This is a genomic window from Variovorax sp. OV329 (assembly GCF_900114785.1).
Classification (GTDB): domain Bacteria; phylum Pseudomonadota; class Gammaproteobacteria; order Burkholderiales; family Burkholderiaceae_C; genus Variovorax.
Genome location: NZ_FOUG01000023.1, coordinates 59,552 through 79,083 on the forward strand (window position 1 = coordinate 59,552; position 19,532 = coordinate 79,083).

Annotated in this window: 17 protein-coding genes and 1 pseudogene; 2 read left to right on the top strand and 16 right to left on the bottom strand. The window is 67.2% G+C overall.

Annotation, left to right across the window (positions count from 1 at the left end):
- Positions 1 to 47 precede the first annotated feature (47 nt).
- The 3 genes from BM345_RS26730 to BM345_RS26740 all read right to left on the bottom strand — a co-directional run bounded on the left by BM345_RS26730 (position 48) and on the right by BM345_RS26740 (position 4,412).
- Positions 48 to 1,970 (bottom strand): PrkA family serine protein kinase, encoded by a 1,923-nt coding sequence (locus BM345_RS26730; protein ID WP_093386048.1) that lies wholly within the window; start codon positions 1,968 to 1,970, stop codon positions 48 to 50.
- A 527-nt stretch (positions 1,971 to 2,497) separates the two neighbouring features.
- Entirely contained in the window at positions 2,498 to 3,493 is a 996-nt protein-coding gene (locus tag BM345_RS26735; RefSeq protein ID WP_093386050.1) for a Bug family tripartite tricarboxylate transporter substrate binding protein, read from the bottom strand.
- 43 nt (positions 3,494 to 3,536) lie between these two features.
- The gene (locus tag BM345_RS26740) at positions 3,537 to 4,412 is read right to left on the bottom strand and encodes a fumarylacetoacetate hydrolase family protein (RefSeq protein WP_093386053.1); all 876 of its coding nucleotides are present in this window, start codon (positions 4,410 to 4,412) and stop codon (positions 3,537 to 3,539) included.
- Between the two features lie 124 nt (positions 4,413 to 4,536).
- Here BM345_RS26740 and BM345_RS26745 point away from each other — a divergent pair, with 124 nt between their 5' ends.
- Both BM345_RS26745 and BM345_RS26750 read left to right on the top strand, forming a co-directional pair.
- The gene (locus tag BM345_RS26745; protein WP_093386055.1) at positions 4,537 to 5,208 is read left to right on the top strand and encodes a FadR/GntR family transcriptional regulator; all 672 of its coding nucleotides are present in this window, start codon (positions 4,537 to 4,539) and stop codon (positions 5,206 to 5,208) included.
- Between the two features lie 215 nt (positions 5,209 to 5,423).
- Positions 5,424 to 6,221 (top strand): molybdate ABC transporter substrate-binding protein, encoded by a 798-nt coding sequence (locus BM345_RS26750; protein ID WP_093386058.1) that lies wholly within the window; start codon positions 5,424 to 5,426, stop codon positions 6,219 to 6,221.
- On the opposite strand, the gene BM345_RS26755 is transcribed toward BM345_RS26750, so the two are convergent.
- The 13 genes and pseudogenes from BM345_RS26755 to BM345_RS26815 all read right to left on the bottom strand — a co-directional run.
- Positions 6,179 to 7,306, bottom strand: a complete 1,128-nt coding sequence (locus BM345_RS26755; RefSeq protein WP_093386061.1) for an ABC transporter permease — start codon at positions 7,304 to 7,306, stop codon at positions 6,179 to 6,181. The genes BM345_RS26750 and BM345_RS26755 overlap by 43 nt on opposite strands.
- Positions 7,303 to 8,454, bottom strand: coding sequence for an ABC transporter permease (locus tag BM345_RS26760; RefSeq protein ID WP_093386063.1), 1,152 nt, complete (start codon positions 8,452 to 8,454; stop codon positions 7,303 to 7,305). Before BM345_RS26760 ends, BM345_RS26755 begins: the two co-directional genes overlap by 4 nt.
- On the bottom strand, positions 8,451 to 9,512 hold the full coding sequence (locus BM345_RS26765; RefSeq protein ID WP_217654035.1) for an HlyD family secretion protein: 1,062 nt from the start codon (positions 9,510 to 9,512) through the stop codon (positions 8,451 to 8,453). Before BM345_RS26765 ends, BM345_RS26760 begins: the two co-directional genes overlap by 4 nt.
- On the bottom strand, positions 9,509 to 10,972 hold the full coding sequence (locus BM345_RS26770; RefSeq protein WP_175545162.1) for a TolC family protein: 1,464 nt from the start codon (positions 10,970 to 10,972) through the stop codon (positions 9,509 to 9,511). Before BM345_RS26770 ends, BM345_RS26765 begins: the two co-directional genes overlap by 4 nt.
- Before the next feature lie 252 nt (positions 10,973 to 11,224).
- Positions 11,225 to 12,361, bottom strand: a complete 1,137-nt coding sequence (dnaJ, locus tag BM345_RS26775; RefSeq protein WP_093386068.1) for a molecular chaperone DnaJ — start codon at positions 12,359 to 12,361, stop codon at positions 11,225 to 11,227.
- A 101-nt stretch (positions 12,362 to 12,462) separates the two neighbouring features.
- Positions 12,463 to 14,412, bottom strand: a complete 1,950-nt coding sequence (dnaK, locus tag BM345_RS26780; protein WP_093386071.1) for a molecular chaperone DnaK — start codon at positions 14,410 to 14,412, stop codon at positions 12,463 to 12,465.
- A 111-nt stretch (positions 14,413 to 14,523) separates the two neighbouring features.
- Complete coding sequence (grpE, locus tag BM345_RS26785) at positions 14,524 to 15,093, bottom strand: nucleotide exchange factor GrpE (protein ID WP_093386073.1); 570 nt, start codon at positions 15,091 to 15,093, stop codon at positions 14,524 to 14,526.
- Between the two features lie 171 nt (positions 15,094 to 15,264).
- A complete protein-coding gene (locus BM345_RS26790; RefSeq protein ID WP_093386076.1) occupies positions 15,265 to 15,615 on the bottom strand; it encodes an FKBP-type peptidyl-prolyl cis-trans isomerase in 351 nt (116 codons plus the stop codon).
- Positions 15,616 to 15,661: 46 nt separating this feature from the next.
- Complete coding sequence (locus BM345_RS26795; protein WP_093386078.1) at positions 15,662 to 15,997, bottom strand: winged helix-turn-helix transcriptional regulator; 336 nt, start codon at positions 15,995 to 15,997, stop codon at positions 15,662 to 15,664.
- A gap of 139 nt (positions 15,998 to 16,136) precedes the next feature.
- Complete coding sequence (gene asd, locus BM345_RS26800) at positions 16,137 to 16,991, bottom strand: archaetidylserine decarboxylase (protein ID WP_093386081.1); 855 nt, start codon at positions 16,989 to 16,991, stop codon at positions 16,137 to 16,139.
- A 110-nt stretch (positions 16,992 to 17,101) separates the two neighbouring features.
- The gene (locus BM345_RS26805; RefSeq protein ID WP_093386106.1) at positions 17,102 to 18,091 is read right to left on the bottom strand and encodes a Bug family tripartite tricarboxylate transporter substrate binding protein; all 990 of its coding nucleotides are present in this window, start codon (positions 18,089 to 18,091) and stop codon (positions 17,102 to 17,104) included.
- A gap of 46 nt (positions 18,092 to 18,137) precedes the next feature.
- Positions 18,138 to 19,229: a lactonase family protein gene (locus tag BM345_RS26810; protein ID WP_093386083.1), complete on the bottom strand. Its 1,092-nt coding sequence runs from the start codon at positions 19,227 to 19,229 to the stop codon at positions 18,138 to 18,140.
- A 66-nt stretch (positions 19,230 to 19,295) separates the two neighbouring features.
- A pseudogene (locus BM345_RS26815) lies at positions 19,296 to 19,532 on the bottom strand (UxaA family hydrolase); the annotation flags it as partial.

The following is a 19,532-nucleotide window of genomic DNA, read 5'->3' on the forward strand; positions in this document are numbered from 1 at the left end:
CTCTTCTCCTCAAGGGCGGCGCGCGCAAGGCGCGTCGCCCCCATTCTTCACGAACTCTTGCGAACGCGCAGGTACCACTCGCACAACAGGCGCACCTGCTTGGCGGTATAGCCCTTCTTGACCATGCGGTTGACGAAGTCTTCGTGCTTCTTCATCTCGTCCGCACTGCTCTTGGCGTTGAAGCTGATGACGGGCAGCAGCTCCTCGGTGTTCGAGAACATCTTCTTCTCGATGACCGTGCGCAGCTTCTCGTAGCTGGTCCACAGCGGGTTCTTGCCCGCGTTGCCGGCCCGCGCACGCAGCACGAAGTTGACGATCTCGTTGCGGAAGTCCTTGGGGTTGCTGATGCCCGCGGGCTTCTCGATCTTCTCGAGCTCGGTGTTGAGGGAGCCGCGGTCGAAGACTTCGCCGGTGTCGGGGTCGCGGTACTCCTGGTCCTGGATCCAGTAGTCGGCGTAGGTGACGTAGCGGTCGAAGATGTTCTGGCCGTACTCGGAGTAGCTCTCCAGGTAGGCGGTCTGGATCTCCTTGCCGATGAACTCGGCATAGCGCGGCGCGATCAGCTCCTTGATGTAGCTGAGGTACTTCTGCTCGGTCTCGGGCGGGAACTGCTCGCGCTCGATCTGCTGCTCCAGCACGTACATGAGGTGCACCGGGTTGGCGGCGACTTCCGTGCTGTCGAAGTTGAACACCTTCGAGATGATCTTGAAGGCGAAGCGCGTGGAGATGCCCGCCATGCCTTCGTCCACGCCGGCGTAGTCGCGGTATTCCTGGATGGACTTGGCCTTGGGGTCGGTGTCCTTGAGGTTGTCACCGTCGTACACCAGCATCTTGCTGAAGATGCTGGAGTTCTCGGGCTCCTTCAGGCGCGTGAGCACCGAGAACTGCGACATCATGCGCAGGGTTCCGGGCGCGCAGGGCGCATGCGCCAGCGAGGAGTTGCGCACCAGCTTCTCGTAGATCTTGATCTCTTCGGACACCCGCAGGCAGTAGGGCACCTTCACGATGTAGATGCGGTCCAGGAAGGCTTCGTTGTTCTTGTTGTTGCGGAAGGCCTTCCACTCGCTCTCGTTGCTGTGCGCGAGCACGATGCCGTCGAAGGGAATGGCGCCGAAGCCCTCGGTGCCCTTGTAGTTGCCTTCCTGCGTGGCCGTCAGCAGCGGGTGCAGCACCTTGATGGGCGCCTTGAACATTTCCACGAACTCGAGCAGGCCCTGGTTGGCCAGGCACAAGCCGCCGGAGTAGGCATAGGCGTCCGGGTCGCTCTGCGCATAGGTCTCGAGCTTGCGGATGTCGATCTTGCCGACCAGCGAGGAGATGTCCTGGTTGTTCTCGTCGCCCGGCTCGGTCTTGGCCACCGCCACCTGGCGCAGCACCGAGGGAAAGCGCTTGACGATCTGGAACTGGCGGATGTCCCCGCCATACTCTTCCAGCCGCTTCACGGCCCAGGGCGAGAGGATGCGCTGCAGGTAGCGGCGCGGAATGCCGTATTCCTTCTCGAGGATTTCGCCGTCTTCGTCGGCGTTGAACAGGCCCAGCGGCGACTCGTTGACCGGCGAATCCTTCAGCGAATAGAAGGGCACGTGCTCCATGAGCTGCTTGAGGCGCTCGGCGATCGAGCTCTTGCCACCGCCCACCGGGCCCAGCAGGTAGAGGATCTGCTTCTTCTCTTCGAGGCCCTGCGCCGCGTGGCGGAAGTAGGAGACCACCTGCTCGATGGCGTCCTCCATGCCGTAGAACTCCTTGAAGGCCGGGTAGATCTTGATGACCTTGTTGGAGAAGATCCGGGACAGCCGCGGGTCGTTGCGGGTGTCGACCAGCTCCGGCTCGCCGATGGCCTGCAGCATTCGCTCGGCAGCCGTGGCGTACGCGCTGGCGTCCCGTTTGCAGGCTTCCAGGTATTCCTGGAGTGAAAGAACCTCTTCCCGAGTCCGTTCGTAACGGGCTGCGAAGTTGCTGATGACATCCATGTTCACACCTCCAACGACGATCAAGGGTGGGCGCTGCCCGGACCTTCCGCGCTGCACGCCGCCACTGCTTCCGCAAGAAATGTGCTCAGCGTCGTTTGCATGCCTTCGGAAAATCCCTCTCTTTAGGCCCAATCCTGTTCTGCATCGTAATCAACAAAACGAAACGAGGGAATTGTTTTTCAAATTCAGAACGTGGTTCAGGCGCAAAAGTTCCTCACTGAACGCGGCAGCATTTGCCGCCGATGACAGACATATCGATACAACGTGAACAACTGTGCGGAACGACAAGAAACCATGCTGTCGGATCGGAAAAACAGGGTTTGCCTCAATGGTGCGATGCCACTCGGTCCAGAGGGCAGAGAGGCTCATTTCCACAATCTATAGGTAATAAACGAAACTGAGAAGAAAACTATTTCCTCAACTGTTTCATTTGGAATTAAAGTGGAGGACTGCGTGCATTGGCCGTTGTGCAATGCGCAAAAACAAAGGCAGCCCAAGGGCTGCCTTTTTTCTTGTCTGTCAGCCGATTACTCGACTTTGCCGATTCTCTTGACTGCACTTGTCATGCTGCGGGCATCCTGGTCCCAATAGGCCTGGAAATCCGCGGAATCGAGGTAGGCGATGGGGCTTCCGGCCTTCTCGATGACCTGCACGACCATCGGGTCCACGGCCGCCTTGGCAGCCGCAGCGCGCAGCCGGTTGACCACTTCGTCGGGCGTGCCCGCTGGCACGAACAGGCCCGACCACTGAGCGAACTTCACCGGATGGCCCAACTGCGTGAGGCTGGGCACGTCGGGCAGCGAAGCCAGTGGCTGCTCGCCCCAGTGCGCCAGGGCGCGCAGCCTGCCGGCCTTGATCTGCTGCGCCACGGTGGAGGGGCCGGTTGCCAGCGCATCCACCTGCCCGGCCAGCAGGGCCACGATGGCCGGGCCCGCGCCGGTGTAGGGAATGTGCGTCATGCGGAAGCCCGCTTCGTTCTTCAGCATCTCCATGGGCACGTGCATGGTGCCGTAGTTGCCGGAGCTGCCGTAGTTGAAGGTGCCGGGCCTGGCTTTCACGTCCGCGAGGAAGTCGGCCATGCTCTTCCATGGTGCGTCCGCACGCACCACGAGCACCGTCGGGTCGGCGGTGAAGCGGGCGATCGGCTTGAACTGGTTCATCTGGTAGGCCGGCTTGCGCTCCAGGATGACGTCGGCCTCCGGCAGGATGGAGATCGACGACAGCGACAGCAGCACCGTGTAGCCGTCGGCCGGTGCGCGCGCCACCGCCCCGATGCCTACCGCGCCCCCGGCGCCGGCACGGTTCTCCACCACCACGGTCTGCTTGAGCTCGCGCGAAAGCGATTCGGCCACCGGCCGGGCCACCGTGTCGGCCACGCCCCCGGGCGGGAAGGGCACGACCATGGTGATCGGCCTGGTGGGCCAGGCGCCCTGGGCGAAGGCTGCGGGTGCCCAGGCAGCGCCGGTGGCCACGGCGATGAGGAGTGCGGCATGGCGCAGCAGGCTGCGTCGGTGGCAGGACATGGATCGGTCTCCGTTGTTTCGGGCGAAGGTGCTGGCTGGCCGCTCAGTCGACGAAGCGGTTCTCGATCGCCCCGAGTCCGTCGATCTCGATGCGCACCACGTCGCCTGCCTTCAGGTAGCGCGGCGGCGTGAAGCCCTGGCCCACGCCGGCCGCTGTGCCGGTGGCGATGACGTCGCCCGGGTGCAGCGTGATGCCGCGCGAGCAGGTCTCGATCAGCGTCGGGATGTCGAAGATCAGGTCGGTGGTCTGCGCGTCCTGGCGCAGCTCGCCATTGACCCAGCAGCGCACCCGCGTGTCGGTGCCGTCCAGCTGGTCGGCAGTGACGATCCAGGGCCCCATGGGGCAGAAGGTGTCGAAGCTCTTGCCCAGGTCCCACTGCTGGTGGCGCATCTGCACGTCGCGTGCCGTCACGTCGTCGATGATGGTGTAGCCGAACACGTGCGACATGGCGTCGGCGCGCGCGATGTTGCGCCCGCCCTTGCCGATGACCACTGCCAGTTCCGCCTCGTAATCGATCTGTGCCGAGATGTGGGCGCCCGGCAGCTGCACGTCGTCGTGCGGACCGGTGACCGACTCGGGCACCTTGGTGAACACGATCGGCCAGGCATCTGCCTTGGGCGTGTTGTCCTTGAAGACCGAGGTGGCCAGCTCCTTGGCATGCGCGTGGTAGTTGCGGCCCACGCAGAAGACGTTGCGCCGCGGCAGGGGCAGCGGCGCTTCCAGCCGCAACTGGTCCATGGGCACCGGCGCGCTGCTCAGGGCCAGGCTGTCGTGGCCGTGCACATGGTCCTCGATCAGGGCTTGCGCTCCCCGTCTGGCGCGCGCCTCGGTCCACTGGAAGGGCGTCACGCTCTGCAGGTCGTCCGAGACGATGCCGACCTGACGCCGGCCCTGGTACTGGAAGGTGGCGATGCGCAAGATGGGTCTCCTGTTTGGCACAAATGCTACCAATGCGCTACCAAATGGGCAATAAAATCGGGCGCCCAAAGCCGTCGCGTTCGTTTCGCGACACTCTCCCAGTCCAGCAGCGAGTCAACCAAAAGTGCACAGCGCCCTGACCCTGAGGCAGAACCTCCTCGAGAACCTGCAGGCACGCACCTGGCGCGCCGGCCACCGCCTGCCGACCGAACGCGAGCTGAGCGAGCAGTACGGCCTGAGCCGCTCCACGGTGCGCCGGGTGCTGGCCGACCTCAAGGGCAAGGGGCTGATCACCCAGACCGTCGGCAGCGGCACTTATGTCAGCGAGGAAGTGGGCGTGGCGCTGGCGCAGATCGCCAGCAGTGCCTCGCCGCTGGCCACCAGCCCGGCCGAGCTGATGAGCGCCCGGATGGTGCTGGAGCCCGCCATCGTCGCCATGGTCGTGGGCAATGCCACGGCCGCCGACTTCGAGCGCATGGATGAATGCTGCGAGAAGGGCGAGACCGCCACCTCCATCGAGGACTTCGAGCTGTGGGACGGCAAGCTGCACGAGGCCATTGCCGATGCCGCGCACAACACCTTCATCGCCACCGTGTTCCAGCGCATGAACGAGGTGCGCGCGCAGAGCGAGTGGGGCACGCTCAAGCGCCGCACCGCGACGCCGGAACGGCGCGCCCGCTACGAGCTGGAGCACCGTGCCCTGGTGGCCGCCCTGCGCGACCGTGATGGGGCCCGCGCGGCGGCGCTGTGCCTGGAGCACCTGACGCACGTGCGCCAGAACCTGCTGGGCTACTGAGCTTTCGCAGATCGCGCGGCGCCGGCCGGCACCTGCGGCCGCCGCCGTTGACCTGTCCGTTCGCCCGGGCTATATTGGTTTGGTATTTGGTATTCATTGATACCAAATAGAACCAATAAAAAGATGGAGCCTGACATGCCCGTGGATGGAGACATGATCCTGGACCCCTGGACAAGCACCGGCCGTGCGCAGCGAGACATCGCGCGGGCCATCCCATGAACGTCCTTTGCGCCGGCGCGGCGCAGGGCCTGGTGAAGGCCTTGCAGGGCGTCTTCCTCGAGTTCACCGGGGCTCGCATCCACAGCACCTTCGGCGCGGTCGGCGTCCTTCGCGACGCCTTCCTGGCCGGCGACCCCTGCGACGTGCTGATCGTCACCGCGCCGCTGGTGGCCGAGCTGGAGGCGACGGGCCGGCTGATGCCGGGCTCCGAAGGCATGCTCGGGCGCGTGCGGACCGCGCTGGCCATGCGCGGCGAATCGCCCCGGCCCGACGTGTCCACGCCCGAGTCCCTCAAGGCCACGCTGCTGGCTGCGAGCGTCATCTACTGCCCCGACATCCAGCGATCGACCGCCGGCGCCCATTTCGGCTCGGTGCTACGCGAACTGGGCATCACCGACCTGATCGCCCCGCGCCTGCGCTGCCTGCCCAATGGCACGGACGCGATGCGCGAACTGGCGGCCGACCCCAGCCCGGGCGCCATCGGCTGCGCGCAGGCCACGCAGATCCGCTACACGCCGGGCATCAGCCTGTTGGGCGCGCTGCCGCAGCAGTTCGAGCTGGCCATGGTCTACAGCGCCGCGGTCAGTGCGAATGCGGCGCAGCCGGAGCAGGCCAGGCGCTTCGTCGAACTCATGTCCGGTGCCCGCACCCGCGTGATGCGCACGCAGGTGGGCTTCGAGGCGGTGATGCCGGCGTCGGCGCCCGACACCCATTGCGCCCCGCTCACCGTCGGCGCCGGCTTCGGGCTGGCTCAGGGCGAAGCCGGCGCGCGCACCGCCGGTCTTTTCAGGTAGCGCCGCAACGCAAGCGCGCCGTAGACGGCGAGCAGGGCGGCCAGCGTGCCCAGCTCGGGCAGCACGTCGCGCAGCTGCGCATCCATCTGGTTGATCTTCACCAGTGCCTGCACGCCGGACGTGGAGGGCAGCAGTTGCGCCAGCGCGGCCAGCGGTGCGGGCATGGCGGCGAACGGCCAGGGCACGCCGCTGAGGAAGAAGACCAGGGCGGACGAGGCGGCGAGGAACTGCGCCGAGCGCTCTCCGCGATCGAAGAAGCTGCCGATGAAGAGCGCGAAGGCGACGGTGGCCGCGACGAAGAGCAGCGCGCCGAGCAGCATGGCGCCGAAGCCGCCGGCGCGCGGATAGTCCTGGAACCAGAACACGAAGCCGAAGTAGAAGAGGGCGGTCATCAGGCCGATCAGCACGAAGGCCAGGCCGCTGCCCAGCAGCTCGCCCGCGCTGGCGAAGCGCTGTCCCAGCCGCCGTCGTTCGCCCATCAGCAGCACGATGCCCATGAAAAGCGTCTGGTGCACGATCACCACCGCCACCCCCGGGACCACGTAGCTGCCGTAGCCTTCACGCGTGTTGAAGAGCGGATGCACGATCAGTTGCACAGGCGTGAGCTTGCGGATGCCCAAGGCGCGTGCCGGCGCTTCCAGCGCCTGTGCCACCGCGTCCTGCAGCGCGGCCTGCAGGCCCTCGCCGATGGCGCTCACGCGCACGATGTAGGCGCCGTTCAGGTAGAAGGCCACCGCGTCGGGCCGCGTGCCCGAGAGCACGCCTCGTTCGAAATTGGCGGGGATGAGCACCAGGCCGTCGACCTGGCGCTTCTCCAGCAGCGTGCGGGCGCTTTCGAAATCACCCAGTTGCTCTACCAGCCGAAGCTGCGGCGTGGCGAGCAGCCGCTCGGTGATCTTGCGGCTGGCCGGGCTCTGGTCCAGGTCCACCAATGCGATCGGCAGCCGCGTGGCCACCTGGTGCTGGTAGGCCGCCGGGTAGTAGAAGCCGTAGAGAAAGCCGGCCAGCACCAGGATAATCAGCGCCGGCCGCGTGGTGAACACGGCGTGCAGGGTCTGGCGCAGGCCCTTCAGCACGTCGCTCATGCCGGGCTCGCGCTCATGGGCCGGCGGCTCGCGCGGTGGAGCAGCGCGCCGGACAGCAGGAACATCAGCAGCGCCACGCCGGCCATCAGTGCCAGCCACGGCAGCGATGCCGAAGCCGGCGAGCCCATGAACATCTGCTCCATCTGCAGCTTCACGTAGGCGGAGAAGGGCAGCACGTGGCTCCAGACTTGCGTGAAGAGCGGTGCACCGATCACCGGCAAGGTCGCGTCGGAAAAAGTCAGTGCGGGCCCGCCGTACAGCGCCACGGCCGACAGCGCGGTGTAGGTGTCCTTGACCAGCAGGGCGACGAAGGCGGCGATGGCCGCGTAGCAGGCATACAGCGCAAGCTGGCCCGCCATCAGCAGCCCCAGGCTGCCGTGCACGCCCCAGCCGCGCCATCCGCCCAGCCATGCCGTGCCGGCGAACTGCCAGGCCGTGAAGACCAGCACGTAGGGCGTGAGCTTGGCCGCCAGCGCGGGCAGCACGCCGCCGCCGCTGTGCACCCACTCGTCGACCGTGCCCGCATGAAGCTCGCGGCCCAGCGCCACGACCACCGCGCAGCTGAGCAGCACATGCAGGATCCCCGGCTGCAGCAGCGCCTCGAGGAACCACTCGTAGCTCAGTTGGGGGTTGAACAGGATGGTGGCCTGGATGCGCGGCGCCTCCAGGCGCACCGCCGGCAGGTTGTGGGCCCGCATCAGCTCCGGGCGGATCTGCGTGTTGAGGGCCGCCACCGCATCGCCCACGCCGCGGCTGGCCAGCGCGCCCACCGAGTAGAAGGCCGCGTTGCGGTACATCAGCACTGCGGCGTCCTTGCCCGTGAGCGCATCGCGCTGCAGGCCCTCGGGGACCAGCACCACGGCCCAGACGTCGGTGCGTCGCGCCAGCGTCCAGGCCTCGCTCAGCTGCACGGGCTCGGCCACCACCTCGACCTGGGCCGAGGCGTGCAGGTTGCGCACCAGTTGGCGCGAGAGTGGCGAATGGTCCTGGTCCACCACCGCGATCGGCAGCAGCCGCGCGGTGCTCTGCAGGAACATCAGGCCCAGGATGAGCAGGGTCAGCAGCGGCGCCAGCGTGAGCAGCGCGAGGTCCCAGCGGCTGCGCGCCAGCCAGCGTGCCTCGCGCCGCAGCGCCGCGGCAAAGCTCATGACTGCGGCCAGTCGAAGAGCACGCTCATGCCCGGGCGCAGCTCCTTCACCGGCTCGGCCGGATGCAGCCGCACCTCGAAGCTGCGCACATCGAAGCCGGTGGACTGCCGCGTCGCGCGCCAGGTCGCGAACTCGCCCTGGGCGCTGACGGTGTGCACCTTGAATCGCAGGGTGCGGCCATCGAGCGCCGGCACGCGGCCGCTGAGCTCCCGGCCGGCGGCCAGGCCGTGCAACTGGTTCTCGCGCACGTTGAGCGACACCCACGGATGGTCCACCGCCACCAGCGTCATGATCGGAAAGCCCAGCGCCACCACCTCGCCGGGGCGCACCATGCTGTGCGAGACCTCGGCATCGACGGGCGCCTTCAGCGTGGTCTCGCGCTGCAGGTCTTCCACCGCCTGCAGCCCGGCCCTGGCCACTTCCACCTGTGCCGCCACCGCGTCCTTGTCTTCCTGCGGCACGCCGCGCACCGCGCGCAGGTACTGCTGGTCGGCGGCGCGCGCATTGCCCGCTGCGGCATCCCGGGCGGCACGCGCTTCGTCCAGGCGCTGGGTCGAGACCACGCCCTCGTCGTGCAGGTTGCGGATGCGCACGTAGGTCTTCTCGGCCAGTTGGAGCGCGGCCAGCGCGCTGCCCGACGTGGCGCGAAGCGTCTCGACGTTCTCCGGACGCGATCCGGCCAGGGTGCGGGCCTGCACCGCCTCGGCCCCGGCCAGCACGCCGGCCGCCTGGTCGCGCCGCGCATCCAGCTCGGGGCTGGTGAGCAGCACCAGTTCCTGGCCGGCCTTGACCCGCTGCCCAGCCTCGACGAAGAGCTTTTCCACGCGCGACAGCGGCACCTTGGTCGCGACGGTGAAGCTCTCGGCATCGACCATGCCCTGCAGTTGGTCGGGCACCGGCTTGTAGGCCAGCCACAGGCCGACGCCGATGAACACCACCACGGCAAGGCCCGCGGCGGCGAGCAGCCAGCGCAGCGCGCCGCGCTTGCGCTCGTCCTCGCGCGCGGTTTCTTCTTCGGTGCGCGGATCGCGCCTGGGGTCTGGTGCCTGTTCGCTCATGGTGCGCTCATCCGCTGGTCGGCCCGCGCGACGTGCTGCGCGAATTCGTTCATGCGTCCGCTGGCGGCCAGCAGCTGGGCCAGTGCCAGGTCGTACTCGTAGGCCGCGGCGGCGCGCTGCGTGTTCGCCACGCTCAGCGCCACCTGGGCGTCGATCACCTCGGTGGCATTGGCCTGGCCTTCGCGAAAGCCCAGGGTGTGCACCCGCACGTTCTCGTTGGCGGCCACGATGTTGGTGTTCAGCAGCATGAACTGCCGGCGCGATGTTTCCACGCCCTGGTGGCTGCGGATGATGAGGGTCTCGATGTCGTTGCAGGCCTGGTCCATGGCGGCGCCGGCCTGCTGTTCGCGCGCGCGGGCCGCGCCCTCGGCGCTCTTGCGGTCCACGTTGGAGAACAGCGTGTAGTGCAGCCCCACGCCCACGATCCAGTCCGGATCGGGCAGCACCGCGTTCTTCGAATTGAAGTTGTAGGAACCGAAGCCGTACACCTTGGGCAGCGCCAGCGACTGCGCCGCCTTCACGCCGCTGCGGCTCACGTCGCGCAGGGCGGCCAGGCGCGCCAGCGTCGGCGAGCTGGCGCGGCCCGAATCGATGAAGCCCTGCACCGGCTCCAGCGGCTGCGACTGCGCGAAGAGCGGCGTCAGGGGCTGCACCGCGCCACTTTCCTGCAAGAGGCGGGTGAGCACCGCCTGCGCCGTCTCGTACTCGTTCTGCGCGCGCAGCAGCTGGCGCTCGGCGGCGTTGCGCGCCACCTCCATCTGCAGGCGCTGCGCCTTGGCCAGCACGCCCTGGCGCTCCATCTTCAGTGCGTTGTCGTAGTGCACCTGGAAGCGGTCCAGGTTCTGCCGGCTGGTGGCCACCACCTGCGCCGCCAGTTGCTGGCCGAAGTAGGTCGCCACCAGCTGCAGGCCCAGCGTGTCGGAATACGCCGTCAGCTCCGCCTCGGCCTGGCGTGTCTGCGCCTGGGCCGCATCCTGCGTGGCGGTGGACATGCCGCCGGTGTAGAGCGGCCACAGCATGGTGAGCGTGGGCCGCCAGATGTTGTCCGTGATGGTGCCGGAGACCGAGTCCGGGATCTGCCCCAGCGCGTTGTTCACCGGCCCGCTGACGATGGGCGCCACCGCCTGACCGATGGGCGAGGAGGCCAGGAAGCCGTTGATGGCCTGCTCGACCAGGTTGCGGCCGGCGGCGAGCGAGATCTCGATGGTCTTCTGGTAGCGGAAGTATTGCGCGTCCACCGAGACGATCGGCAGGTTCAGCCCCGACACCGCGTCGGCCGAGCTTCGCGATGCATCGACTCCGGCGCGCGCGGCGGTCATGCCGCTGGAGGTGGCGGCCAGGCGCTCCTGCGCTGCGTCAAAGCTGTAGCTGCGCGGCGCGCCGGTGGGCGCCTGCAGCGCTGCGGGCGGTGGCTGCTGCGCATGCGCCGCCGCCGCGGCGGCCAGGAGTGCAATCAGCACGACCCCCCGCCCGCCTGGCGCCGGCTCCCCGGTCCGGCGCGTCTCGGATTTTCTGCAATTCATGCCCGATTCTTTCCCGGCGATTGCGAAACATGCAACCGCAGAGAACTGATCGGACTTCATTCAGACCCGAGCTCTATTGCCAGCCCCGCACCGCGGAACCGGCTTTGCCGGGCCGCAGGTGGGGTCACCTCCCCGGGAGGTGGCGAACTACACGTAGCGAAGCGCAGTGAGAAGCCGGGAGGCCTCAGTTCAGCTGAAGAACTCCTTGGCCTTGTCGAACCAGCCTTTATCGGTCGGGCTGTGCTTGTGCCCGCCCTTCTTCAGCGACTCGTCGAGTTCCTTCATCAGCTTGCGCTGGTGCTCGGTGAGCTTGACCGGCGTCTCGACCCGCACGTGGCAGTACAGGTCGCCCGGGTAGCTGGAGCGCACGCCCTTGACGCCCTTGCCGCGCAGGCGGAACTGCTTGCCGCTCTGCGTGCCGTCGGGAATATCGATGGCCGCCGCACCCTTGAGCGTGGGCACCTCGATCTCGCCGCCCAGCGCGGCGGTGGTGACGCTGACCGGCACCACGCAGTGCAGGTCGTCGCCGTCGCGCTCGAAGATCTCGTGCTTCTTCAGCCGGATCTCGATGTACAGGTCGCCGGGTGGACCGCCGTTGGTGCCGGGCTCGCCGTTGCCGGTGCTGCGGATGCGCATGCCGTCGTCGATGCCGGCCGGGATCTTCACTTCCAGCGTCTTGTTGTTCTTGATCTTGCCCTGGCCATGGCAGGTGGTGCAGGGCTCGGGAATGATCTTGCCGGTGCCGCGGCACTGCGGGCAGGTCTGCTGCACGCTGAAGAAGCCCTGGCGCATCTGCACCGTGCCCTGCCCGTGGCAGGTGGTGCAGGTGATGGCCTTGGTGCCGGGCTTGGCGCCCGAGCCGTGGCAGGTGCCGCAGTCGTCCCAGCTGGGAATGCGGATCTGCGCGTCCTTGCCATCGGCCGCTTCCTCCAGCGTGATCTCCATGGCGTAGCTGAGGTCGCTGCCGCGGAAGACCTGGCGGCCGCCGCGCCCGCGCGCACCGGCGGCGCCGCCGAACACGTCGCCGAAGATGTCGCCGAAGGCTTCCGCGAAGCCGCCGAAGCCTTCCGCGCCGGGGCCGCGCATGTTGGGGTCCACGCCCGCGTGGCCGTACTGGTCGTAGGCCGCGCGCTTCTGGGCGTCGGACAGCATCTCATAGGCCTCCTTGGCCTCCTTGAACTTGGCTTCCGATTCCTTGGCCCCGTCGCCGTGGTTGCGGTCGGGGTGGTACTTCATCGCCAGCTTGCGATAAGCCTTCTTGAGTTCTTCATCGCTGGCGTTCTTGGGAACGCCGAGGGTTTCGTAGTAGTCGCGTTTGGTGGCCATGGTCGGTCGCGCGTTCTTGGAGTCTTTGATCGGGACAGTCTGAAAACGGAAAAAGGCTGGACCCCCTCAGGAGGTTGTCCAGCCTTGCATGGGCGCCAGCTTCAGCCCTTCTTCACTTCCTTGACTTCGGCATCGACCACGTTGTCGTCGGCGGCCTGCGCACCCTGCTGGTGGCCGGCGCCTGCATCGGCACCACCACCTGCTGCGCCAGCCGCGCCGGCGGCAGCCGCCTGGTCGGCATACATCTTCTCGCCCAGCTTCTGGCTGGCCGACATCAGGGCGTTGGTCTTGTCCTCGATGGCCGACTTGTCCTCGCCCTTGACGACTTCTTCCAGTTCCTTGATGGCCGCCTCGATCTTTTCCTTCTCGCCGGCCTCGAGCTTGTCGCCATGCTCGCCCAGCGACTTCTTCACGCTGTGCACCATGGCTTCGCCCTGGTTGCGGGCCTGGGCCAGCTCGACCTTCTTCTTGTCCTCGGCGGCGTTGAGCTCGGCGTCCTTCACCATCTTCTGGATTTCTTCTTCCGACAGGCCGGTGTTGGCCTTGATGGTGATCTTGTTCTCCTTGCCGGTGCCCTTGTCCTTGGCGCCCACGTGCAGGATGCCGTTGGCGTCGATGTCGAAGCTCACCTCGATCTGCGGCGTGCCGCGCGCGGCCGGCGGGATGCCTTCCAGGTTGAACTCGCCCAAGAGCTTGTTGCCGGCGGCCACTTCACGCTCGCCCTGGAACACCTTGATGGTCACGGCCGGCTGGTTGTCGTCGGCCGTCGAGAAGGTCTGTGCGAACTTGGTCGGGATGGTCGTGTTCTTGGCGATCATCTTGGTCATCACGCCGCCCATGGTCTCGATGCCCAGCGACAGCGGGGTCACGTCCAGCAGCAGCACGTCCTTGCGGTCGCCCGAGAGCACCTGGCCCTGGATGGCGGCGCCGACGGCCACGGCCTCGTCGGGGTTCACGTCCTTGCGCGGGTCCTTGCCGAAGAACTCCTTGACCTTCTCCTGCACCTTGGGCATGCGGGTCATGCCGCCCACCAGGATCACGTCGCTGATGTCGTTCACCGACACGCCGGCGTCCTTGATGGCCGTGCGGCAGGGGGCGATGGTGCGCTCGATCAGCTCGTCGACCAGGCTTTCCAGCTTGGCGCGGGTCAGCTTGATGTTCAGGTGCTTCGGGCCCGAGGCATCGGCCGTGATGTAGGGCAGGTTGATGTCGGTCTGCGTGCTGTTGGACAGCTCGATCTTGGCCTTCTCGGCCGCTTCCTTCAGGCGTTGCAGCGCGAGCACGTCCTTGGACAGGTCCACGCCCTGGTCCTTCTTGAACTCGCTGATGATGTAGTCGATGATGCGCTGGTCGAAGTCCTCGCCGCCCAGGAAGGTGTCGCCGTTGGTGGACAGCACCTCGAACTGCTTCTCGCCGTCGACGTCCGCGATCTCGATGATCGAGATGTCGAAGGTGCCGCCGCCCAGGTCATACACCGCGATCTTGCGGTCGTGCTTGTCCTGCTTGTCCAGGCCGAAGGCCAGGGCCGCCGCGGTGGGCTCGTTGATGATGCGCTTGACGTCCAGGCCGGCGATGCGGCCGGCGTCCTTGGTGGCCTGGCGCTGGCTGTCGTTGAAGTAGGCCGGCACCGTGATCACGGCCTCGGTCACCGGCTCGCCCAGGTAGTCCTCGGCGGTCTTCTTCATCTTGCGCAGGATCTCGGCGCTGATCTGCTGGGCGGCCAGCTTCTTGCCGCGCACTTCGACCCAGGCGTCGCCGTTGTCGGCCTTGACGATGCTGTAGGGCATCAGGTCGATGTCCTTCTGCACTTCCTTTTCGTCGAACTTGCGGCCGATCAGGCGCTTGACGGCGTAGATCGTGTTCTTGGGGTTGGTCACGGCCTGGCGCTTGGCCGAGGCGCCGACCAGCACTTCGCCGTCTTCCTGGTAGGCGACGATGGAAGGCGTGGTGCGCGCACCTTCGGAGTTCTCGATCACGCGGGTCGTGTTGCCCTCCATGATCGCGACGCACGAGTTCGTGGTGCCGAGGTCGATGCCGATGATTTTGGCCATGTTGATTGCTCCTGAATCTGAAGAATTTGTTGTGTCGAACTTGTGGATAACCCCGGCGGATTCAAGGGATGAAGCGGGGATATCTTGTGGGTTGTTGCGCGATTCCTCGCGTCAGCCGGGCGCGCTCACCGTGACCAGTGCCGGACGCAGCACGCGGTCGGCGATGGTGTAGCCCTTCTGCAGGACGCCCACGACGGTGTTGGGCTCCTGGCCGGGCGCCGGCACCATGGAGATCGCCTGGTGCTGGTGCGGGTCGAACTTCGTGCCGGGCGCGGGGGCGATCTCGATCACCTTGTTGCGCTCCAGTGCGCTCTTGAGCTGGCGCAGGGTCGCCTCGGCGCCTTCGCGGATCTGCTCGGGGCTGGCGTCCTGCACGGCCAGGCCGGCTTCCAGGCTGTCGGTTACAGGCAGCAGGCTCTCGGCAAAGGCTTCGACCGCGAACTTGCGGGCCTTGGTGATTTCCTCGTCGGCGCGGCGGCGGGCGTTCTGCACGTCGGCCTGGGCGCGCAGGTACTGGTCGGCCAGATCGGCGTTCTTGGCCTGCAGCGCGGCCATCTCGCCTTGCAGCTGCGCCAGGGCCTGCTGCGCATCGGCCTCGTTCGCTGCCTGCGCGGCTTCGAGCTCTTCCGGGCTCATGTCGTCCTGGGGGTTGAACTGGTCGGATTTGGGTGCTTCAGACATCGTCGGTGGTGGCCGGAATGTCGGCCAAAGAGGAATATGAGAACAATTGCGCCTCAAGTGGGGACGGATCCCGCTTTTTCAAGGGTGCGATCCGGAAATTCTTCAGGCGGTAAAAAAGGCGGCACGCAGCCGCCTTTTGTACTTAGGCGCCAGGGGCGCCGAATTCAATGCTCAGTGCGCGTCGAGCAGCTCGACGTCGAACTTCAGCGTGGCGTTCGGCGGAATCACGCCGCCGGCGCCACGGGCGCCATAGCCCAGTTGCGGCGGGATCACCAGGGTGCGCTTGCCGCCGATCTTCATGCCGGCGACGCCTTCGTCCCAGCCCTTGATGACCTGGCCGGCGCCCAGCGAGAAGGCGAAGGGGTCGTTGCGGTCGCGGCTGGAGTCGAACTTGGCGCCTTGCACGCCGTCGTTGTAGAGCCAGCCGGTGTAGTGCACATGCACGTGCTGGCCCGCCTTGGCTTCGGCGCCGCCGCCCACGGTGGTGTCTTCGTACTGCAGGCCGGAAGGGGTGGTTTGCATGAGCGCTCCTTGATCGAATGTCGTTGCGTTGAGGAAGGGCGCAAGTTTAACGAGGGGGCGGTGACGCCACGGCGGCGGTCTTGCGCACCTGGCCCACCTGCCAGCGGGCGGCGAAGGCCTGCAGGTCGGACAGGCGCTTGAGCAGGTCCTGCCCGCTCTGCGTCAGGCTGTAGCCATCGCCGCCGTGGGCGACGATGCCGGCCTCGCGCAGTTCCTTGATGCGGGTGTTGAGCGTGTTGGGGGTGATGCCGCCCACGCTGTCCTGCAGCAGCCGGAAGGTCTGGGCGTGGCCGTCCCGCAGGGCCCAGAGTACGCGCATCGCATAGCGTGCCTCCAGGAGGGCCAGCAGCTGGCTGATGGCCGCGGTTTCCTTCGTGCTCATCGCGAATCTGTCTCCTGGGCGCAGCGCTGCGGCCATTTCCGGTGAATCGGGCCGGCGACTATAGCGCAAGAAAAAGCGCGGTGCTACGACTTTTGTAGCTGCCAAGGCAGGCAGGCTGCGGCCTGCCGAAGAACTGCTGTCAGGCCGCCGGGTCCAGCGCCATGACTTCGCCCAGGCGGACGGCGCGCCCCGGCGCCCACGCCGGATTGAAGACCAGGCGAGGCGCCGGAAAGAGCATGACGACGGTGGAGCCGAGCAGGAAGCGCCCCATCTCCTCGCCCTTTTTCAGCTCGATGCGCTGGTCGGCGTAGTCCCACGAGCGCAGCTGGCCCAGCCGCGGCGGATTGACCACCCCATGCCAGACAGTGGCCATGCTGCCCACGATGGTGGCGCCCACCAGCACCAGCACGAAGGTGCCGTGCGCCGACTCGAACACGCACACCACCCGCTCGTTGCGCGCGAACAGGCCCGGCACGCCCCGCGCCGTCGTCGGGTTCACCGAGAACAGGTCGCCGGGCACGTAGGTCATGCGCAGCAGGCGCCCGTCGCAGGGCATGTGGATGCGGTGGTAGTCGCGCGGGCTGAGGTAGAGCGTGGCGAAGCTGCCGTTCGCGAAGGTGGCGGCCAGCTGCGCGTCGCCGCCCACCAGTGCGGTGGCGCTGTAGTTGTGGCCCTTGGCCTGGAAGATCTGCTCGCCCTCGATTGGGCCGAACTGGCTGATGGCGCCGTCCACCGGGCACACCACCTGCGCCTGCGCGATCGGGCGCGCGCCCGGCTTCAGCGGGCGGGTGAAGAACTCGTTGAAGCTCGCGTAGCTGGCGATGTCCGGGTTCAGCGCCTCGTCCATGTTCACGCCGTACTTGCGCACGAAGCGATCGATGATCCAGGTGGTGACGGCGCCGCGCTCCTTGCCCGCGACCCAGCCGGCGAAGGAGGTCAGCGCCTGCTTGGGCAGGAGGTACTGCGGGAGGACGGACAGGCGATCGGACGGCAAGAGGGGGCTGCCTTGGAAGGCGCTTCTGGTAATGGAGGAGCGCGATTCTAGCCAGCGCCCCGCACGCGGCCTGTGAGCGTTTTTCCCCAGGCCGCGCCGGTGACCACCACTTACTCGGGCTTGATGCCGGCAGCCTTGATGACCTGCGCCCACTTGTCGACCTCCGCCTTCTGGAAGGCGGCGATCTGCGCGGTGCTCATGTCGGCCGGCTGCATGCCGAAGTTCTTGAGCTTCTCCTGCATCTCGGGCTCGGCCAGGATCTTGCGGATCTCGGCGTGCAGCTTGTCGATCACGGGCGCGGGCGTGCCGGTGGGCACGAAGATCGCCTGCCAGGACAGCACCGAGTAGTCCGAGAGGCCCTGGATGCCGGACTCGGCCACGGTGGGCACGTCGGGCATGGACTCGAGCCGCTTGGCCGAGGTCACGGCGATGGCGCGCAGCTTGCCGCTCTGGATGTGCGGGGCGGCCACGACGGTGGTGTCGAACATCATGTCGACCTGCCCGCCGATCACGTCCTGGATGGCCGGGCCGCTGCCTTTGTACGGCACGTGGTTGAACTTCACGCCCGACTTGAAGGCCAGCAGTTCCAGCGACAGGTGCTGCGAGGTGCCGATACCGGCCGAGGCCGACGCCAGGCCGCCCGGCTTGGCCTTGCTGGCCTCGACGACGTCCTTGAGCGTCTTGTAGGGGCTGTTGGCCGGCACCACCAGCACGGTGGGGTTGGTGCCGATCAGCGTCACTGGCGAGAAGGACTTGATCGGGTCGTAGCCGATCTTGGGATAAAGGCTCACGTTGATGGCGTGCGAGCTCACCGTGCCGCCCAGCAGCGTGTAGCCGTCGGGCGCGGCGCGCGAGGCGATCTCCGAACCCACGCTGCCGCCGGCGCCGCCCTTGTTGTCGACCACCACGGTGGTGCCCAGCGCGGTGCCCAGCTTCTGGCCGATCAGGCGGCCCAGCACGTCGGTGGTGCCGCCGGCCGGGAAGGGCACCATGTAGGTGATGGGCTTGCCGGTGGGCCAGGCCTGCGCGAAGGCGGGCAGGCCCGCAGTGGCAAGGACGGCAGCGGCCAGGGCGCTGTGAACGAGGGTGCGGCGGTGCATGGTCATGTCTCCTTGTATTGATCTTGGATGGTCCAACGGGCGGGCATCAGGGCAGGTCGACGATCTCGATCCAGTTGGGGTTCTTGCCCACGGCCACGCGCTGCGGCGCGCCCAGCGCGCCGGTGGCGGGGTCGATGGCGTGGATCGCCACGTGGTGCGACTCCTGCCCCGAGGAAATCAGGAAGCGGCCGCTGGAATCGATGGCGAAGCCGCGCGGCGTCTTCTCGGTGGGTGTGTGGCCCAGCGGCGTCAGCTGGCCCGTGGAAGCGTCGACCTTGAAGGCGGAAAGGGTGCTGGAGGTGCGTTCGGAGGCATACAGGTAGCGACCGTCCGGCGTCAGGTGCAGGTCGGCCGCCCAGGGCTTGCCGGTGAAGCCGGCGGGCAGGGTGGTGGTGCTCTGCTCCAGCTTCAACGTGCCGCGCGTGGCGTCCCAGGCGTACACGTGCAGGCCGGCATCCAGCTCGTCGATCAGGTAGACGTGGCGCTGACCCTTGTCCCACACGAAGTGGCGCGGGCCGCCCTTGGCCGGCGTCTGCGTGATCGGCGGGTCGTTGGGCGAGAGCAGGCCCTTGTCCGCATCGAAGCGCCAGGCCGAGACCTGGTCGGCGCCCAGGCTGGTGGCCAGCACGTAGCGGTTGCTGGCGTCGGCATGGATGGCGTGCGCGTTCGGCCCGGTCTGGATCAGCTGTTGCACCGCACCGGGCGCGCCGTCCTTGCCGATGGCGTTGACCGAGATCTTGCCGCCGCCGTACGACGCGGCGAACAGCCAGCGGCCGGTGGCGTCCAGGTCGATGTTGGCCATGCTGTCGGCCAGCGGCGCCTCGCCCAGCTTGCTCAATTTGCCGCTGGCCGGGTCGATGCTCAGGCTGGTGACGCGGAAAGGCTGCGAGCGCAGCGCGGCGTAGAGCACGCGCTTGTCCGGGCTCACCACCATGGGCATCACCGTCCCGCCCACCGGCACGGTCTGCACCGGCTCCAGCGTGCCGCGCTGGCGGTCCAGCGACATCACCGAGATCTCCTGGCTGTCGGCGTTGGCCACGTAGACCCAGGTGGCGGCCTGTGCCGAGGCGGCAAGGGCCAGGCTGAGCAGGGCGGCGGCGGTGCCGCGGCGAAGGAAGGACGAAGTGGATGTGTTCATGTCTCTTGCTTTTTCTTGTGGACGAATGAGCCGCTGGCTTGCGGTGCGCCGATCAGAGGCCTGCCATCAGGTCACGGGCGCCGGATTGAACAGCACCAGGGCGTTGTGAAGCTTCCACTGCTCGGCCCAGGTCTTCTTGCGGCCGCTGGCCACCTCCAGCATCAGGCGGAACAGCTCCCAGCCCACGTCCTCGATGCTGGCCTCGCCGTCGGCGATGCGCCCGGCGTTCACGTCCATCAGGTCGTGCCAGCGCCGCGCCAGGTCGCTGCGCGTGGCCACCTTGATCACCGGCACCTGGGCCAG

Excerpts from the sequence above, each read along its gene's own strand:
- BM345_RS26730 (WP_093386048.1), bottom strand. The coding sequence starts at position 1,970 with ATGGATGTCATCAGCAACTTCGCAGCCCGTTACGAACGGACTCGGGAA.
- BM345_RS26735 (WP_093386050.1), bottom strand. The coding sequence starts at position 3,493 with ATGTCCTGCCACCGACGCAGCCTGCTGCGCCATGCCGCACTCCTCATC.
- BM345_RS26750 (WP_093386058.1), top strand. The coding sequence starts at position 5,424 with ATGAACGTCCTTTGCGCCGGCGCGGCGCAGGGCCTGGTGAAGGCCTTG.
- BM345_RS26755 (WP_093386061.1), bottom strand. The coding sequence starts at position 7,306 with ATGAGCGACGTGCTGAAGGGCCTGCGCCAGACCCTGCACGCCGTGTTC.
- BM345_RS26760 (WP_093386063.1), bottom strand. The coding sequence starts at position 8,454 with ATGAGCTTTGCCGCGGCGCTGCGGCGCGAGGCACGCTGGCTGGCGCGC.
- BM345_RS26765 (WP_217654035.1), bottom strand. The coding sequence starts at position 9,512 with ATGAGCGAACAGGCACCAGACCCCAGGCGCGATCCGCGCACCGAAGAA.
- dnaJ (WP_093386068.1), bottom strand. The coding sequence starts at position 12,361 with ATGGCCACCAAACGCGACTACTACGAAACCCTCGGCGTTCCCAAGAAC.
- dnaK (WP_093386071.1), bottom strand. The coding sequence starts at position 14,412 with ATGGCCAAAATCATCGGCATCGACCTCGGCACCACGAACTCGTGCGTC.
- grpE (WP_093386073.1), bottom strand. The coding sequence starts at position 15,093 with ATGTCTGAAGCACCCAAATCCGACCAGTTCAACCCCCAGGACGACATG.
- BM345_RS26790 (WP_093386076.1), bottom strand. The coding sequence starts at position 15,615 with ATGCAAACCACCCCTTCCGGCCTGCAGTACGAAGACACCACCGTGGGC.
- BM345_RS26795 (WP_093386078.1), bottom strand. The coding sequence starts at position 15,997 with ATGAGCACGAAGGAAACCGCGGCCATCAGCCAGCTGCTGGCCCTCCTG.
- BM345_RS26805 (WP_093386106.1), bottom strand. The coding sequence starts at position 18,091 with ATGCACCGCCGCACCCTCGTTCACAGCGCCCTGGCCGCTGCCGTCCTT.
- BM345_RS26810 (WP_093386083.1), bottom strand. The coding sequence starts at position 19,229 with ATGAACACATCCACTTCGTCCTTCCTTCGCCGCGGCACCGCCGCCGCC.